We start from the raw sequence: 18,333 nt of genomic DNA, 5'->3' as shown, positions 1-18,333 counted from the left end.
TCGCCTTGGCTCTTGAGACATGGTTTACAACCCCAACACACCCTTAATAAAATCTCTCACTCCAATACACTCAATTCCCTGATAAGTATTGCCATGAAAAGCCTCTTTAGTAACGACATATTTAGGGTAGTTATCAGCAATTTTAAGTAAATTACCAAACTCACGCTCTAGTGTTTTTTCCTCTTGTAATGATAGAGCGACTTGTACATAAATACGCTCATTTTGTCGATTAGCCACAAAGTCAATTTCTTGTGTTTTAAGTCCTCCAGTACTTACTTGATACCCAGCAATTTGGAGATGATGAAAAACTGTATTTTCTAATACTTTACCCATATCTTGTGGACGATAACCGATAAGGGCATGACGAATACCTAAATCTTCAAAATAGTATTTTTCCCCACTATCGAAAAAGCGACGGCCCTCTATGTCATAACGCTGGCTTCGATGAATTAACATTGCATTGACCAGATAATCCACATAGGTTTGAACTTGAGAAGGAGAAGAAGTTAACTGCTGTGACTTTAAATAATCACTAATTTTTTTAGCAGAAAAAAGACTACCGATATTCGATGCAAGAAATAAAGCTAATTGCTCCAAAAATAAGGGGTTACGGATAGAAAATCGATTCACCACATCACGCATTAAAATCGTTGAGTAGATGTTCTTTAAATATTCAAAGATAACATTATCATCCTGTGGTAGCTGATGCAGATAAGGCAAACCTCCATACTTCAAATACAACTCAAATGCAGATGAAGAATCTTCCAACTGCATGAAAATCAGAAACTCAGGATAGGAAAGACCGTAAATATCTATCTGAATCGCTCGACCACTTAAATACCCCGCAATATCACGCGAAAGTAGGTGTGCATTGCTCCCTGTACAGTAAATATCCATAGTAGCATCGAGCTGTAATGAACGCAGGGCTAATTCAAACTGCGGAATTTCCTGAATTTCATCAATGAAAAGGTAGTTATTTTGCTGATTTTTTTTCTGCGTTTGGATGTAATGATACAAATCCTCGTACGTTTTGATATGACTGAACCGAAAATCTTCTTTATTGATATAGATAATGTGGGCATGCGGTTCAGTTTCTTGTATCTCTTGCATAAGTTGATGGAGCACATAGCTTTTACCCACACGACGCTGTCCTACGAGCACCTTAATCAGGCTCTTACGCATAAAAGGGCGGATTTTCTCAAGATAGTATTTGCGAGGGATAAGAGATAACATCTCCGACTCCTTAAAATTTTAATTATATTCAAAATAATATCTTGTTTTATATAAACTTTCAAATATAATTGAAATTTTTATTATTTATAATATTTATTTAAATATAATTTAAACCCTTTTATAAACAAAAAGATACATTAATAATAGCCATTTTAGAAAAGAGATAAATTAATCGAATACAAAGCAAGCCATTTCAAAAATCTTTTGCTGATTACGCCATAAACCCTCAGTATTTACGGCGCACACACGTTAAATTATATCTCGCCAGAACCTAAACTCTTACCAACTACATACCCAAAAGTTAAGGCTGGCCCTAAAGTAATTCCAGCACCAGGATAAGATCCACTCATAACTGAGTTTGCATCATTTCCCACGGCATAGAGTTTGGGAATAACTTCTCCTAAACCATTCTTGACTTGACCCTTAGCATTAACATCTAATCCCATTGTAGTACCAATATCACCAGGGAATAACTGCACTGCATACAACTTATTTCTAAGTGGCCTCAAACAAGCATTCGGTTTATTTTCAGCATCTCCCAAAGCAAGCTGATAGGAATCTCCTCCTTTTCCAAAATCTAAATCAACTCCTTTTTTTGCTTGCTCGTTATAGCAATCAATTGTGGCTTTTAAACTATCATAATTTATTTTTAACTTTTCAGCTAACTCCCTTATAGAATTTGCCTCAACTAAATAGCCTGACTCTATATAAGGAGATACTCTTCCAGGAAAACAAGGAACTGCACCCAGCCCATATTTTCTCAAAGCTGGGCCATCACACACTAACCAACAATAAGTACTTCCCTCTTCCTGACAATTCCTTAGCATTTCTTGAACAAAATCATGATAGCTTACTGCCTCATTAACAAATCTCTTACCTAAAGACGAAATGGCTATCACCCCCGGCTTTGCTCTATCCATAAAGAGATGTGGAAAATATCGATATCCTTCTCTCTGAGGTATTTTAGATATTGGTGTCCAGCTAACAGGATTTAAATTGGTTGACAAAAATTTAGCACCTATTCTTTCCGCCTCCTGTATTGTATCTCCTGTTGAGCTACATGGTGCCATTGAATAATGTTCGAAACCTTGTTGTAAATGACGATATGTCTCCTTTTTTTTTGCTTGATTATGAGGATAGCCCCCTCCCGCCAACACAACCCCTTTTGAGACAAAAATTTCTTTCTCACCCATAGGAGTTTGTATCTGTACAGACACAATACCTTCAGTAGAGTCATTAATTCTCAATAAATGATGCCTGGTTAAAATAGGAATATGTTGCTGAAAAGCAGTATACGCAAGACGAGCAACCAAAGCAGCACCCATTTTTATCTTAGTATAACGTCCATACCTTGCTATATCGTAATAATACCTCATTACTGTTTTCACAACCCAAAGCAAAGACTGAAAATTACGAGTCATCCTAGTAAAATGAACTAGGTCTTGCCTACCCAACTGCAAGCCATTTAAAACTGTAAATTCTTTTATGGGAGGACGCAGCTGATGCAACCGATCCATTAGCAATCTCCCATCAAACTCTTCAGGATCTAAAACACGTCCTCCTTGTAATGCACCATCGACATTAGGATGATAATCAGGAGAGAATGGTCTGTGCTTTAGCTTTACGTGAGTTTGCTCATGAAAAAATCTAATCGCCTCAGGGGCATTCCTTAAAAAGCTATCCACCAACTCTTCATTAAACAGCTCTCCACATTCATGCCTCAAATAGGACTTCGCTTGCTCTATAGAATCCTCCATCCCTGCTTCACACATCAAATGATTGGCTGGACACCATATTGCCCCTCCTGATAAAGCTGATGAACCTCCATAATACTCAGATTTTTCAATAACTATGGGGTGAGCACCAAAATATTTTGCTGAAATGGCTGTCGCTAATCCTGCCACACCAGAACCCACAATTAACACATCTACCTTCTCCGGTAATGTTTCATTCTCCATAAATAGCCTCCTTTCTCGGATACCTCCCCAGTGTCCACCCTCCATCTACAACCAAAGTATGCCCCGTGATAAAACTGGCTTCCTTGGAACTTAAAAAGAAAACCGCATTCGCAATATCTTCTACCGTCCCTGCTCGTTGTAATGGACACTGTTCAATCATAATTTGCCGACGCCATAATTCAGTTTTTATCCTTGCTTCCGTTAATGGTGTCACTATTAATCCTGGTGCAACAGCATTAATTCTTACTCCTGATGGGCCAAAATCCGTTGCCATTTGTCTAGTCATACCTATAACAGCAGCTTTTGACATAGAATAACCGGCAGAATTTTGTGCCCCTACCAACCCAAATACAGAAGCTATATTGACAATAGAGCCTCCTCCTGAACGTAACATATAGGGTAAGACAAATTTAGAAAGTTGAAATGTTCCTTTAATATTAATTTCAAAGTAACGACTTAAGTCATCTAAAGAAGTATCCAAAGCATGACTACCTCGTGCTATACCTGCATTATTCACAAGAATATCGACTGACAAACCATTGCTAGTTAACAATGTTTCTAAGGCATCTAATAGAGCACTATCAGATATGTCTCCTTGCAGAGCAAAAATATTATCGTGCTCACATTGCAATTGCTTTAACCCATCCTCATTCTGATCAACCGCAATAATTGTTATACCAGCCCTAATCATTCTATCTACAATAGCTCGACCAATTCCTTGCCCAGCACCTGTTACTATAGCGACATTTGTACTCTGTGTATCTGTCAACATTTCCCAATCTCTCTAAAAAGCCATTGTCCCACCAATGGAGCGTCCTCCATCCACTAACAAAACCTGTCCTGTTATAAATTTAGAACGCTTATCCGCAAAAAAAGCTACTGCATGTGCAATATCATCTGCCTCCCCTAGGTTTCCTAACGGTTGCTGTGCCATTAGTTCTTTTATATCTGAACGCTGCAAAAGCATTGGTGTCTGAATAACACCTGGAGCCACTGCATTTACGTTAATTTTATATTTTGCTAAATCTAAGGCCATTGCTCTTGTTAAACCCACGACAGCGGCTTTAGAAGCAACATAATGAGCATAATTACGCGCCCCCAAGGCTGCCCTAGATGCAATATTAACTATCCGCCCATATTCAGGCATTTTAGATAGTACTTGTCGGCTCAAGGAGAATATACTGATGAGATTAACTTCATACATCCGTTGGAAATCATTATTCGTTAATTCCTCAAAAGATTTAACTGAGAAAATTCCAGCATTATTAACCAAAACATCCACTCGCTCTAATTGCTCTATAAAAGCAGAAATTTCATTTTCCCTAGTTATGTCCAATACATGACTAAAAACGTTGATATTTCTTTGCCGCAATAGAAGTTCTGTCTCCTTAGCTGCTTGGGAATTAAGATCAACTATACAAACTATATATCCTTCTTCCCCTAGTCGAAGGGCTATTGCCCTTCCAATACCGGAACCTGCTCCTGTCACCACAGCTATCTGTTGATTATCCATTTCTGCACCCTCTGCTTTCTTGCATTTCTCACAATCCATAAGAGTCAGCCAACTTGGCATATAACTCAGTTTTTAATAGTTGAGTTACTTCATCCTCACTATATCGGTTAATCTTATTTAAAAGAGCAACCCATTTTTCCTGTAATTGCAAGAATTCTTGAGCAACATCTTGAGGATCTTTTACTTTTCTTTCTGTTTGGGTACGTTTAGGATAAACATCAATGATATTAGATCTAAACTCTTTTAGTGCAGTTACCATCCCTGAATCAGGTTGAATAATTCGAATTTTCCTTTCCTTAGCCCCTTTCATTCCAATATCTACAGTCTGTGCATATGCAATCTGTGTGCGAGCTAAATTTCTTGCCACATCATTTAAAAATAATTGGCGATTCTTTTTACCTATCTCTTGCCAAAAATCTTTATTCACTACATACGTCACCCCTAGAGCAGTACCCTGTTCTAATGTTGTAATAGATTTTGCAATTTCCCAGAAACGATACCCCGTGGCCAAATTAGTTGGATCAGAGAGTGTACAATCAATTGAACCTCGCTCTAAACCAGAATAAACATCAGTCATAGGAACTGCTACAGGGATCCCTCCTAATTTTGTGATCCATTCATTTTGTGCTGTACCATTTGTTCGTATCTTTTTACCTTTAATATCATTTATGTCTTTCACATCTTTCATACATAAGAATACATATGTCGGTGTTGAATATCCTCCTAGCACAACTGTATTATGCTTCTTATATTCATCAATAAGACGCTTATTCTTTAATAATAATTCCGTGAAAGCAAATGCAGTAGCCATATCATCCGTCGCCACAAAAGCCAAATCATTAATCATCCCTGACAAAGGTAATTCCGAAGGCGTATATGATGCAGCTACAACACCTAATTGTGCTACTCCATCACCTACAGCAGAAAGTGTGGTCTGAGCAGGAACCAAAGATCCTGATGAAAAAATTTCAAAATCAATCTCTCCATTCGTTGATTTTTTCAAATCTTGAGCCAATTTCTCAAAAGCAACTCCGTTAAGTATATGGGATGGTGCCATCCAATTTGTCGCCTGATAAGAAGCCGCTTGAGTCGCACCCATAGATAGAGTCATAAAAAATGTTGCCATATATTTTTTCATTTCTGTCTCCTAATTTATTAAAGTAATTACCTTATTGAGGTATAACACTAATCAACCACAATGAAAGTGAAGGAAAGATGATTAAGATTCCTAAAGTGATTAAGTCTACAACCACAAAACCAAATGCTCCCTTAAAAATTTCACTCAAGGACACCCGATCTCCCATGGCTGACTTAATCACAAACACATTCATGCCCATCGGGGGAGTTACTAAACCAATCTCTAATAACTTAATCGTCAAGACACAAAACCAAATTAGATTAATATCTAAAGAAACTAATACTGGGTGCAAAATAGGTAAGCATAGAAGCATGACGGATATAGACTCTAAGAATGCACCCATAATCAAAAATAGGATACAAATAACCAAAATCACTTGCATTCCAGAGAAACCATTTAAGACATCCACTACCCATGAGGGGATAGTTGAAAATCCAACAAATCGAGCAAAAAGAGCGGCTCCTAATAGCACAATAAAGATTTCTGCCGTACCTTTAGCTGTATCAGCTAAAGCAGTTCTTAAAATCTTTGAGCTCAATTTCTTGCGAAATAATGCAATCATAAAAGCAAGGAAAGCACCCACTGCACCAGCCTCTGTAGCAGTAAATACCCCAGAAAAGATGCCCCCCATCACCAATAAAATAATAACAGGTAGTGGCCAAGAATCTGCTTTTAGACTGCTTATTTCTTCTTTTGATAAACTTTCATGAATTTTTGGGGCTAATTCTGGTCTTAACACACAACGAATAGTGATAAACAAAACAAAAGCAATAGCTGTCAAGATTCCAGGAATGATTCCTGCAATGAACAAGGAACTAATAGGGATATCCATAATCATTCCATAAATAATCATTAATATGGAAGGAGGTATTAATGCCCCCAAAGTGCCAGATGCTGCCACAGAACCGGTTGCTAGACCAGCATGATAACCATTCTTTAACATTTCAGGAACAGCAATTCTTGCGAAAGCTGCAGATGTAGCAACTGATGAACCAGAAGCAGAAGCAAACAGAGAAGAGGCAATAACCGTTGAAGTTGCTAATCCACCTGGTAGCCATGCCAATAATACTCTTGCAGAACCAAATAAGCCCCTTGTTAACCCTGCCTCTACACTAATAAACCCCATTAATAAGAACATAGGAATAGCAGACAAGTTCCAGTCACCTATTAAATGAAAAGGTACGGCTTTAGCTATACCCATTGCTGGTTTCCAACCCATCATACTCCAAATACCAGCAAAAGCAGTTCCTCCCATGGCAACCCCAATGGGTACTCTACAAGCAATTAGAGTAATTAAGACACTGATACCTATGAATCCAATCTCTAATCTATCCATCTTATGCCTCTGACTTATTCATAACATTAGAAATAGCAATAAAGGCAGCTACTATTAAACCAATGGGTAACATAAACTTAGCTGGCCATACAGTAACACTCCAAATTCCATCAATAGTTTCATTCATATCAAATGAACGCATTGCTGATTCGTAGGAAAACCATCCTAACCCCAAATAAAATAACACTGTCATAAAAATGGCTAAGAGGTCGAATAAGTTTTTTATTGAATTTGCTACTCTGTCATATAACAGATCTACTGCAATATGTGACTTCTTTATTTCAACATATGCTAAAGAAAAAAAGACTGTAGAAATCATGTAGTAATTCGCTACAATTTCTGCTGTACTAGGGACTGGCATTTTGAAAAAATATTTCCCTAATACATCAATCAATATATGAAACATCATGAGTAATACAGAAAAAGCAGAAAATATTGACAAGCAATTAGCAACCATGCTTAAAAACTTCCTCATATTCAACTCCTTCAGAAAATCTAAATTACTGCATACGGTAGCCACCATTCACATCAATAATTGCACCCGTGATATATGAGGCATCCTTACTCAACAAGAAAGAAATTGCTCCTGCGATGTCTGAAGGAGTTCCTATACGTTGTAGGGGAATACTTACTTGAACCTCACCATACTGCTCAGGGTTTAGTGATTGGTGCAACATCGGTGCATCAATTAATCCTGGAGCAACACCATTAACAGTCACTCCATACTCTGCAACTTCTCGGGCGGCTGCTTTAATTAGACCTAATACAGCAGATTTAGAAGCAATATAGGCAGCACTTGATCGATACCCTCCCAATTGTGCGGCCACAGAAGAAATGGCGACAAAACGACCATCTCTTATTTTGCGTTGTTTTACATGTTTTAAGTATTCTCTCAGTAACAAAAAAGTACCTGTAGAATTCACCTCCTGGGTGATATTCCACTCATCTATAGAAATCTCTGTAATTAATGGTCTTGTTCCATCTTCTTTAAATAATAAGATGCCTGCAATATTCACCACTTGATTGATTTGGTAACGTTGAAAAAGCTCAACCACTTTATCTTCTTTCCGTACATCTAGCTCCTCAACAACAAGTGCATGATGAAACTGTGACGGAATATCATCTATCGCCAAATCAGAACATAACCCAGTGGCTAATACCCTAAATCCATCTCGTAACAATCGCTTAACTGTTTCCTTTCCGATGCCCCCATTGGCTCCAGTAACCAAGCAATAATGATGATGCATAAATCCTCCTTTGTATACATTTTTGTGTTTATATAGAATTATTTTTAGTATATAATAATTAAATGTATACATTTTTGCATAGCTAGGGTTTTCCATAACAGGGAGAAAACATGAAAAAAACCTCTACCACAGAAGACAATCTACTGCTAGAGATTAAAGAAGCTATTCTTACTGGAGTACTCAAGCCAGGAGAAAAGATTAATCAAGATAAAGTAGCTGAAATGTTTAATGTGTCCAGAACACCACTTCGTACAGTTTTAACAACCCTGGTTAATTCTGGACTAGTGTCCTATCAAAGCAATAAAGGATTCAAAGTTCGAGAATTTTCTATCGAAGAAATAAAAAATGCCGTCATTGTTCGAAGTGAATTAGAAGGTCTTGCATGCAAATTAGCAACAAAAAACATTTCGAGTAAGCAGATATCCAATTTAGAGCACTTACTTTTTATAGGAGACTCAATCTTAAAAGATGAGTCTTTTTATGAAAAGAAAGATGACTATAAAAAGATGAATATTGAATTTCATACGTGTCTAATGGATTATGCAGGAAATCCTATTTTGAAAGAAACATTAGACAAAATTTACAGTGTTCCTTTAATTTCCGACCGTATCATTTTATTTAATGATAGAGACATTCTAATCAGATCGCACGATGATCATCATCGTATCGTTAGAGCCATTAAAAATGATGATGGTACACGGGCACAAAATATTATGAGAGAACACGTCTTGTTTGCTATTGAATATATGATTAGTCATATCAATGAATCTAACTATGCAACTTTTCTTCAAGTTTCTAATAATCACTTCTAACCACTCTTTTATGAGGTAACAACTATGCAACTCTTCTTTTCGCCTGCATCTCCATATGTTCGAAAAGTCCTCATCACAGCGTATGAGCGACATGTTATTAACAAAATTAAAATTTTATCTTCTTCTGCTCATCCTATTCATAGAGATTTAGAAATTGTTAAACAGAATTCATCTGGAAAAGTTCCTTGTGCAATTTTGCCGAATAATCAAGCACTCTTTGATAGTCGAGTGATTTGCCAATACATTGATAAAGTGCTAGCAAATGAGGGCCCCTCCCTTTATCCAGAAACTCAATATTTTGAGATTCTAACGTTAGAAGCATTAGGCGATTCCATTCTTGATGCATGCCTTCTTTGTCGCTATGAAAATATCCTAAGACCTAAGGATTTATTCTGGGAGACCTGGTACAACGCTCAGATGGAGAAAATTGATTCCGGGCTTAATGATTTAGAAAACAAATGGTTTCCTCTACTAGACTCTCAACATTTTCATGCAGGTTGTATAGCTACTGCTGCAACTCTTGGATATTTAGATTTCCGTTTTTCAAATAAAGATTGGAGAGTCTCCCATCCCAAATTAGCTATGTGGTTTCAGAAAATATCGGACAGAGAGTCAATAAAAAATACAACTCCTCATGATTAGGGGGGGCCCATAAATCAGCATTTATTTTTCAATCGGACTCGTTGCTGTTCCTGCAATTTTGCCTCTTTCAGTCCATGCCAAATAGCCGCCAAAAACCAACTAATTAGCCCCAATGCAAACGCTAATAAACCAATACCTAATAACCATCCTATCCCTGTAGCAGGAGAGGTCATCATAATGTCGGTCTTTGTTTCTAGTTTTAGCATCCAACTAGGCAATGTGATAAAGATCATTACAAAAAGCCCTAGAGGCGTTGGGATTAACAGCAACATACCAGCTAAAAGTAGCATAAACACTACTTTTATTCTTTCGTTCATGCTCATTAGCGATGAATTATCTTTTGTCGAATTGACAGATAATTCAGATGATGCTGATGCCTGCGATACATTACTCTCTAGATTATCTTGAGTATTTTCAGTGGCTGTATCTTTATCACCCCCCTGAGTTGATGGGCTCACCCCTTGTAAAGCCTGGTTGGTAGTCGATGAAGACTGCTGTGTCGGTGTAGGATGTGTCATTGTCTCGCTCCTTGAGATTGTTTTAATTCAACAGTACTACAAAACTTCAACATAAGACATTTTGACCAAAAATAAAATAGGACCTTTTTATCCTAGGACATTTTTGTCATCTTGCTTTTTTAGAAATTTCGAGTAGAGCTTATTAGCTGCTTGAACCTACTTAAATTTTTAAGACACCCTTTGTCATTGAGCTCCTAATTTTGTCCCTACTAAAAAAACGGCCTATGCTTCCTACAATAAAAACGGTTTGGTAAAATAACACTCAAAATACAATTTAATTGACAGCAAGAAGATGAACAACTCTCTCATTCAAAAATACAATATTCCTGGTCCTCGCTACACTAGCTACCCTACTGTTCCTTATTGGGACAAATCAAGTTTTACTACAGAAAACTATCTCAAGACTTTGAAACGTAGCTTTGAAGAGTCTAATGATAAAGAGGGGATTAGTCTTTATATTCATTTACCTTTCTGTGAAAGCCTCTGTACTTTCTGTGCCTGTCATAAGCGCATCACCAAAAAACATGCAGTAGAGGAGCCTTATATTGATGCAGTCCTTAAAGAATGGGGGATGTATCTCAAGCTATTTGGGCGTAAACCTCATATCAAAGAAGTGCATCTAGGTGGTGGCACACCCACCTTCTTTAAACCAGAGAATTTACAGCGATTACTCTCCACTATTTTTGATTCATCCGAGCTTGATGCGCACCCTGAATTAAGTTTTGAAGGACACCCCAATAATACTAAACGAGAGCATTTACAAACGCTCTACGACTTAGGTTTTCGTCGAGTGAGTTTTGGCGTACAGGATTACGACCCGATTGTACAAAAGGCCATTCATCGCATTCAGCCCTATGAAAATGTACAAAACGTCACCGATATTGCGCGTGAAATTGGCTATACCAGCGTCAGTCATGACCTTGTATTTGGTTTACCATTCCAGACCTGGAAGTCAATGGAAAACACCATTCGCCGTACCATTACCCAAAAACCCGATCGTTTAGCATTTTATTCTTATGCACATGTACCTTGGATTAAAGGGGTAGGGCAACGCGGTTTTGATGAAAATGACCTCCCTTCTGGTGAAGAAAAACGTGCCTTGTATGAAAATGGCAAAGCCTTATTGCAAGAGCTTGGTTATGTAGAAATTGGCATGGACCATTTCTCACTCCCTAGCGATACCCTTTACCAAGCCATGCAAAATAAAACCATACACCGTAACTTTATGGGGTATACCTCCTCATCAACTCAAGTAATGGTAGGGCTAGGTGCTTCAGCCATTGGTGACTCTTGGTATGGTTTCGCTCAAAACGAGAAAGAAATCGAACCTTACTATGAACGCCTTGCACGCGATGAGTTCCCACTTTTTCGTGGGCATATCCTAAATGATGAGGACTTGGTCATTCGTCGCCACATTCTTAACTTGATGTGCTTACTGGAAACCCAATGGGATAAACCAGAGCAACAGTTTAAAGAGCTTCCTGAGGTATTAGAACGTCTTAAAGAAATGGAAAGTGATGGATTAATTGAGATTAGCGATAAAGGACTTAAAATCACCTCCGCTGGGCGTGTTTTCTCACGCAATATCTGTATGGCATTTGACCTACGTATGCTAAGAAAACAACCACAGACCCGTATTTTCTCAATGACGGTGTGATTCTTTAAGGAGGAGTATTCATTCGCTGGGTACCACCTCCTATTTATTCATTTTCATTATGTAAGACATACCGCTATAATACTGGCATCACCACTTATACTAGCATCGCCACTTATATTGGTATCACCGCTTGCTTAACCACCACTATATATCATGGCTAAAACAGATACTCCTCTCATTCCTGAGATTAAACCTGAACAAAGTATTGAATTACTCAAAGAGCTCCATATACTCACTCGCGATGGCAAACTCAATCAAGATACTCGGCGTAAGCTCAAACAGGTTTATCATCTCTACCAATTTATCGAACCTTTAATGGCAGATATTCTTGAGCATAAAGGGAGTCTAAATCTCGTAGATCATGGTGCTGGGAAGTCATATCTCGGTTTCATTCTATATGACTTGTATTTAAAAAAATTTGAACATGCTCATGTCTATGGTATTGAGACACGCACTGATTTGGTCAAAAAATCTGAGGAGCTTGCTAATCGCTTAGGATTTAGTCATGGCATGACGTTTAAAGCAATGACTGTTGAAGAGTCGATTCAAACCACAGAATTACCTGAAAAAATCGATATTGTCACTGCTTTACATGCGTGTAATACTGCGACAGATGATGCCATCCGCTTTGGTCTGGCTCATAATGCTCGCTACATGGTCTTAGTGCCTTGTTATCAAGCAGAAGTGGCTTCCGTTTTACGCAAAGAGAAAGGTCAAACACTAGGTAAAACACCACTCTCTGAATTATGGCGCCATCCCATTCATACCCGAGAATTTGGCTCTCATTTAACCAATGTACTCCGTTGTTTGCAATTAGAGGCCCGTGGCTATCAAGTCACTGTCACAGAGTTAGTGGGATGGGAGCACTCAATGAAAAATGAGCTTATCATTGCCAAAAAAGTAGGGGGCTTTAAAAAAAGTGCTCGTGAGCGTCAACTTGCAATTCTCGAACAATATTGCTTAACCTCCCTAAAAGATAGATTTGCTTATTAAAGTCACATTCACTTTTATTTATCAAAAAATTTCCCCATTATGTAAATTTATAAAAATAAAGTTACAATATGGTGCTTAATTTTAATATGGGAGACCAGTATGAAAGCACTAAAATTTACTGTAACTGCAGGTGTAATTGCCTTATTAGCAGGTTGTGGTGGTAGCATGCCTGAATCATGCGAAAAGATGTTGGCATCTTATGAGGAGTTGCTTGACTCTAAAGAAGCATCAGTAATAGCTAGTATGTTGCCTTCAAAAGAAACCATGGTCGCTGAGTTAGAAAAAATGGATGAAGACATGCAGGAAAAAACTTGCTCAGCGTACTTACACCGCATGAAAGATATGGATCAACTTAAAAACTCTTTTAATAATTTACTCAATCCATCCAAATAACTTTGAATTAAACAGGCTACCGATGCATTTTTATCAGTAGCCTGTTTAATTCTATCAAATCTAGTGCTTGTTATCTTTGCTTTAATTTCATATAAAGCCTATCCGACCCATACACGATTAACATACTTAACCCTGCTGGCGGAAAGATAATACCAAAAATCACAAATCCCACTACCCACTTGGTCATAGATGGCACTTCAACAGGTAGGGGAGGTGAGCTAAGACGACCTTTGATTTTGCGTTTAGCCCACATAATCACACCACTGATACTTACAAACACCAGGCCCAACGTTAATACAGCACAAATCAACTGATTTAACCAACCAAAGTAAGTTCCCATGTGTAAATAAACACCATGCTCAATCACCTTGGCAATAGCACCATAGTCCTTGTAAGCAAGTTGGTTAATAATCTTACCTGTGTATTGATCAATATTCAGCACTTTCTCTAGGGTTGGCTCACTCGGATAATAAGAGACGGTATATACCCCTTTCTCATTCTTTGGAGGAACAATAGAATAATCTTCTTGAATATTGTTGGCATTGGCAATCTTCGTCACATCATCCAAACTAATCGTTTGCTGATGTCCATGTTCACTTTCAGGAATAGGTAATAATCCCGCTGACCATGCCTTATTTTCTAAAGTCAAATCATCAATCTTTTTAGGCAAAACATGATTGTTATGATCCTCATGTTGATTCCCTGCAACCGCTACATGATTAGCATGCTCACCTAATGCTGGAAGCTGATGGGTCCCTCCCGTAGAGACATCATGCTTCTTATCATTGATGGTTTGACCTTTTGCCTCTTGATTTGCTGCAGAAACATGATCTTCATGCCCACTCACCGCAGCGGGAATGGGAGGAAAGCCTAGATTCACAGCAGCGACCATTTCCTTAAACTTGCTGCCCCACACTGATGTCCACGGCATCCCAGTCATCACAAAGAACACCACACCAATGGACAGTATTACACCTATAAAACTATGCCATTGCACCCAGAAAGGTCTGCCTCTAGCGTTTTTCTTAGGGAGCAAACCATCTTTCCAACCCTCTCGACGTTTACGAGCCCACCAAAGTCCCCAACCAGTAAACATCATTATCAAGGTCCAGCAAGCAGCAAGCTCCATCACAATATGTCCATTTGACCCTGATAAAAGATTACGGTGAATTTGTCGTGCCATCCCTACTAGATAGGTTGCATTTTGCTTTAAAGTGGGCATATCAGCCAATATCTCTCCCGTATAAGGATTGATAAAAATACTTGCCTTACCGCCCTGACCATCTGCATAGATAAACTGTGCACTACGGTCAGCTGCCTCATGGACCTCTACAGTAAAATGGGTATTGGGGCGCTCTGTTTGTGCAATAGCATAAAGTTCTTGCAACGATTTTTTACCACTCTCTTGTGGTGTCACATAAAGTTGCTCTGCATAAAGATAAGCCTCTATTTGTGCTTTATATAGATACACCAACCCGGTCAAGGATAATATGACTAATAATGGCACTACAAAAATAGCAGCATAGAAATGCCAACGCCATAGCATGGCATACCGCCCTAACTGCTGTGTTCTTTGTTCCACGCTAATTCCTTATTAAACAGCAACAATCTTCTCAACCGAGCATTGTATAGTATTTATACATAAAGACGCATTGATTTTAACAAAACATCTGCATTGGATATACAGATAAATTTATTTATCTTGAGCTAATTTTTCGACCTGTTTTTTCATTTCAGAAATAAATTATTTATAAGAAAAACTGATTAATAAATCAGAAAATATTGATTGTCTAAGTTACATATTCCACTGTAAATTAAAGGTATACCAATAACGATTAATTTGTAGGAGACATTATGTATAAATTTACCCTTACACTTCTTGCCTCTGTGTTATTAGTTGCTTGCTCTGATGATTCTCACGAATCAAAAACCTCACAACAAACGACATCAAGCACAGAACAGCAAAAAAACACATCTGCATCACAAGAGTCGCCCAGCACCCATCAAACAACTAATGCAAAATCCAAAGAACATATTATTTTGAAAGTTGCTCATTTTTGGCCTCCATCTGCACTTGCTCAAAAGCAAGTGTTAGAGCCTTGGTGCGAAAAAATTTCACAAGAGTCAGAACAACAACTTAGTTGTCAATTCTATCCTGCTATGCAACTTGGAGGTACACCACCCCAACTTATAGAACAGGTTGCTGATGGTGTTGCAGATATTGTATTTACATTGCCAGGTTATACAGCTGGAAGATTTCCTTCTATGGAGGTAATGGAACTACCTTTCCTCATTAAAAATGGAGAAAACGGTAGCCGTGTCGCATGGAAAATTTACGAGGAGTTCGGTCAAAAAGACTTTGAGAATGTGAAACCTCTTGCCTTTAATGTCCATGATAGAGGTCATTTCCACAACAATAAGCATCCCATTAATAGTGTCGAAGACTTACAAGGACTCAAGATGCGAGCCCCTACTCGCTTAACTAATAAGCTACTTGCTGCACTAGGAGCAACTCCTGTATCTATGCCTTTACCAACAATGGCGGATGCCCTATCTAAAGGTGTTATCGATGGTTATATTCTGCCCTGGGAAGTAGTACCTACTGTTAAACTCCACGAAATGACTAAATTCCACTCCGAGGTAAATACCCCTAACCCAGTACTTTACAGTGCTTTGTTTACCATCGCTATGAATAAACAACGCTATGACAGTCTGCCTGACAATCTCAAAAAAGTGATTGATAATAATTCTGGAGAAGAATTTTCTGCATCTATTGGAAAAGCATGGGACAACTCTGCACCTGCAGCCAAACAAAAAGCACTGGATCATGGCAACACTGTCAATGAGATTTCTGATACAGGCTTTCAATCTATCCTAAAAGCAGGTGAAACAGTTAGCGCTGACTGGGTGAAAGAAGTCTCTGCCAAAGGATATGATGGACAAAAGATTCTTGATAGAGCCAAAGAACTCGTTAATCAATATCAATAATCATGGCTGATATTAACCCTATCCAAAAAGAGGTACAGGAAGCTACTGTACCTCGCGACAAACTGGGACTTTTCCTACTACGCTGGTCTCAGATTTCAGCATTCATCGCTGTTATTTTACTGATAGCAATTTGTATTACTTCAACTATTAGTGTTGTCAGCCGCTGGCTATTTAATCAACCCGTCACAGGAGATGTTGAGCTGGTACAAATTGCTTGTGCTCTAGCTATATCGGCTTTCCTACCCTATGCTCAGATGAAAAACTCCCATATAATTGTTGACTTCTTCACAGTAAAAGCATCCCCGCTTATCAAAGACTCTTTAGATTTAATCGCAGCGCTTTTGCTCGCCATAGTAAGTGCACTATTAACCTGGCGCAGTGCAGAAGGAGCAATCAGTACCTACAAATGGAAAACGACCACCATGATTCTAGGTTGGCCAGAATGGATTGCACATATTACGATAGCACCAGGATTTGCTTTGCTGTGTCTCACTGCACTATATACTGCCTATATCAAATTACGCTCTCTGCGAGGTTAAGAGATGAGTGCCTTAACAATTAGTTTACTAGTTGGGCTATTAGCCATTATTCTTCTGGTTATCCGTATTCATATTGGTGTTGCCATGTTTGTAGCAGGGGCGGTAGGGTATATTAGCTTAGCAGGTTGGCTACCTCTTATTAACTATCTAAAAACTATGGCATTTGCTCGTTTTTCTGTCTATGACTTATCTGTCATTCCTTTGTTTTTGCTGATGGGAAATCTGGCATCACAAGGTGGTTTGGCATCTAGATTATTTATGGCAACCAACGCATTTATCGGGCACTTTCGAGGAGGGGTTGCGATGAGTGCAGTAGGAGCTTGTGCCGGTTTTGGTGCGATCTGTGGCTCTTCACTGGCTACTGCTGCTACTATGGGGCAAGTAGCCTTGCCTGAATTAAAAAAAGCAAACTATTCGCCTGCACTAGCTACAGGTGCTTTAGCTGCAGGAGGCACATTGGGTATTCTCATTCCTCCTTCTGTAATTCTGGTTATCTATGCTGTATTGGCGGAACAAAATATCTCTGTCATGTTTATGGCAGCGATGATTCCCGGGCTTATTGCCTTAAGTGGATATATCCTTGCCATCCTCATGTATGTGCGTCTAGTCCCAAACAGTGGCCCTGCAATCCAACAAATATCATGGTCACAACGTATCACTTTACTCAAGCAAGTATGGCCTATTTTACTCATCTTTTTACTAGTATTGGGAGGTATTTATGGCGGGATATTCACTCCAACAGAAGCAGCGGCCATTGGTACTTTAGCTGTCGCTATCCTCGCCATCCTGACCAAAGAATTAGACTTTGCAAAATTCCAACGAGCTATTTTTGATACAGCATCGGGCACAGCAATGATTTTCCTAATTCTATTGGGTGCTGATGTACTAAACGCTTTCTTTGCACTATCACAACTCCCATCAAATATGGCACAATGGGTTCTTGGCAGTGGTTTTCCTCCTCTTGTTATCCTATTTACGATTATTCTTATTTATATCGTTCTTGGTTGTGTTATGGATAGCCTATCCATGATATTGTTAACCATCCCTGTGTTCCTACCTATCATTTTAGGCTTAGATTTCTGGGGACTAAACGCCACTGACAAATCAATTTGGTTTGGTGTCCTAGCACTTATGGTGGTGGAGATTGGCCTTATCACACCACCTGTTGGTATGAACCTCTTTATTATTAATAGTCTAGCTCGTGACGTTCCAATGGGAGACACTTACAGAGGGATATTCCCTTTTTTATGTTCAGATTTAATTCGTATTATCCTTCTAGTTTTTTTCCCAGGAATCACATTATGGTTAGTTCAATGGTGGACTTAACCGCCCTTAAAAAAAGCTTAACATTTTTCTAAGATGTTAA

Annotated in this window: 18 protein-coding genes; 8 read left to right on the top strand and 10 right to left on the bottom strand. The window is 38.6% G+C overall.

The annotated features are described in order from the left end of the window. Window positions 1-24 precede the first annotated feature (24 nt). From HKX40_RS00335 to HKX40_RS00300, 8 genes are all read right to left on the bottom strand, one after another. Window positions 25-1,233 (bottom strand): ATP-binding protein, encoded by a 1,209-nt coding sequence (locus HKX40_RS00335; RefSeq protein WP_171587577.1) that lies wholly within the window; start codon window positions 1,231-1,233, stop codon window positions 25-27. Window positions 1,234-1,487: 254 nt separating this feature from the next. Beyond that, window positions 1,488-3,191: an FAD-dependent oxidoreductase gene (locus HKX40_RS00330; protein ID WP_171587576.1), complete on the bottom strand. Its 1,704-nt coding sequence runs from the start codon at window positions 3,189-3,191 to the stop codon at window positions 1,488-1,490. Further along, complete coding sequence (locus HKX40_RS00325) at window positions 3,181-3,963, bottom strand: SDR family NAD(P)-dependent oxidoreductase (RefSeq protein WP_171587575.1); 783 nt, start codon at window positions 3,961-3,963, stop codon at window positions 3,181-3,183. Before HKX40_RS00325 ends, HKX40_RS00330 begins: the two co-directional genes overlap by 11 nt. A 12-nt stretch (window positions 3,964-3,975) precedes the next feature. Further along, window positions 3,976-4,704, bottom strand: coding sequence for an SDR family NAD(P)-dependent oxidoreductase (locus HKX40_RS00320; protein ID WP_171587574.1), 729 nt, complete (start codon window positions 4,702-4,704; stop codon window positions 3,976-3,978). Between the two features lie 28 nt (window positions 4,705-4,732). Beyond that, complete coding sequence (locus tag HKX40_RS00315; protein ID WP_216605114.1) at window positions 4,733-5,842, bottom strand: C4-dicarboxylate TRAP transporter substrate-binding protein; 1,110 nt, start codon at window positions 5,840-5,842, stop codon at window positions 4,733-4,735. Window positions 5,843-5,873: 31 nt separating this feature from the next. Continuing rightward, the gene (locus HKX40_RS00310; protein ID WP_171587573.1) at window positions 5,874-7,178 is read right to left on the bottom strand and encodes a TRAP transporter large permease; all 1,305 of its coding nucleotides are present in this window, start codon (window positions 7,176-7,178) and stop codon (window positions 5,874-5,876) included. 1 nt (window position 7,179) lies between these two features. Further along, window positions 7,180-7,653, bottom strand: a complete 474-nt coding sequence (locus HKX40_RS00305; RefSeq protein WP_171587572.1) for a TRAP transporter small permease subunit — start codon at window positions 7,651-7,653, stop codon at window positions 7,180-7,182. Between the two features lie 25 nt (window positions 7,654-7,678). Further along, the gene (locus tag HKX40_RS00300; protein ID WP_171587571.1) at window positions 7,679-8,425 is read right to left on the bottom strand and encodes an SDR family NAD(P)-dependent oxidoreductase; all 747 of its coding nucleotides are present in this window, start codon (window positions 8,423-8,425) and stop codon (window positions 7,679-7,681) included. A 110-nt stretch (window positions 8,426-8,535) separates the two neighbouring features. Between HKX40_RS00300 and HKX40_RS00295 the strand changes: the two genes are divergently transcribed. Next, window positions 8,536-9,237 carry a GntR family transcriptional regulator gene (locus HKX40_RS00295; RefSeq protein WP_171587570.1) on the top strand — a complete coding sequence of 234 codons (702 nt, stop codon included), beginning with the start codon at window positions 8,536-8,538 and terminating at the stop codon, window positions 9,235-9,237. 24 nt (window positions 9,238-9,261) lie between these two features. Next, a complete protein-coding gene (locus HKX40_RS00290) occupies window positions 9,262-9,879 on the top strand; it encodes a glutathione S-transferase family protein (protein WP_171587569.1) in 618 nt (205 codons plus the stop codon). Between the two features lie 14 nt (window positions 9,880-9,893). On the opposite strand, the gene HKX40_RS00285 is transcribed toward HKX40_RS00290, so the two are convergent. Continuing rightward, window positions 9,894-10,397, bottom strand: a complete 504-nt coding sequence (locus HKX40_RS00285; RefSeq protein WP_171587568.1) for a hypothetical protein — start codon at window positions 10,395-10,397, stop codon at window positions 9,894-9,896. A gap of 292 nt (window positions 10,398-10,689) precedes the next feature. Between HKX40_RS00285 and hemN the strand changes: the two genes are divergently transcribed. The 3 genes from hemN to HKX40_RS00270 all read left to right on the top strand — a co-directional run bounded on the left by hemN (window position 10,690) and on the right by HKX40_RS00270 (window position 13,440). Beyond that, a complete protein-coding gene (gene hemN / locus HKX40_RS00280) occupies window positions 10,690-12,054 on the top strand; it encodes an oxygen-independent coproporphyrinogen III oxidase (RefSeq protein WP_171587567.1) in 1,365 nt (454 codons plus the stop codon). Window positions 12,055-12,207: 153 nt separating this feature from the next. Continuing rightward, entirely contained in the window at window positions 12,208-13,047 is an 840-nt protein-coding gene (locus HKX40_RS00275; protein WP_171587566.1) for a class I SAM-dependent methyltransferase, read from the top strand. Between the two features lie 99 nt (window positions 13,048-13,146). Beyond that, on the top strand, window positions 13,147-13,440 hold the full coding sequence (locus HKX40_RS00270) for a hypothetical protein (protein ID WP_171587565.1): 294 nt from the start codon (window positions 13,147-13,149) through the stop codon (window positions 13,438-13,440). Between the two features lie 70 nt (window positions 13,441-13,510). Here HKX40_RS00270 and HKX40_RS00265 read toward each other — a convergent pair whose 3' ends face one another. Next, a complete protein-coding gene (locus HKX40_RS00265) occupies window positions 13,511-15,022 on the bottom strand; it encodes a PepSY domain-containing protein (protein ID WP_171587564.1) in 1,512 nt (503 codons plus the stop codon). A 272-nt stretch (window positions 15,023-15,294) separates the two neighbouring features. On the opposite strand from HKX40_RS00265, the gene HKX40_RS00260 reads away from it, so the two are divergent. Genes HKX40_RS00260 through HKX40_RS00250 form a run of 3 tightly spaced genes read left to right on the top strand, consistent with a single transcriptional unit; the run spans window position 15,295 to window position 18,293 of the window. Beyond that, window positions 15,295-16,428 (top strand): TRAP transporter substrate-binding protein, encoded by a 1,134-nt coding sequence (locus HKX40_RS00260; RefSeq protein WP_171587563.1) that lies wholly within the window; start codon window positions 15,295-15,297, stop codon window positions 16,426-16,428. Window positions 16,429-16,430: 2 nt separating this feature from the next. Continuing rightward, the gene (locus HKX40_RS00255; protein WP_171587562.1) at window positions 16,431-16,967 is read left to right on the top strand and encodes a TRAP transporter small permease; all 537 of its coding nucleotides are present in this window, start codon (window positions 16,431-16,433) and stop codon (window positions 16,965-16,967) included. A gap of 3 nt (window positions 16,968-16,970) precedes the next feature. Continuing rightward, window positions 16,971-18,293 (top strand): TRAP transporter large permease, encoded by a 1,323-nt coding sequence (locus tag HKX40_RS00250; RefSeq protein ID WP_171587561.1) that lies wholly within the window; start codon window positions 16,971-16,973, stop codon window positions 18,291-18,293. Window positions 18,294-18,333 lie beyond the last annotated feature (40 nt).

The organism is Pelistega europaea (assembly GCF_013133775.1).
GTDB lineage: Bacteria > Pseudomonadota > Gammaproteobacteria > Burkholderiales > Burkholderiaceae_B > Taylorella > Taylorella europaea.
This window is presented reverse-complemented; position numbering and strand designations above follow the sequence as displayed.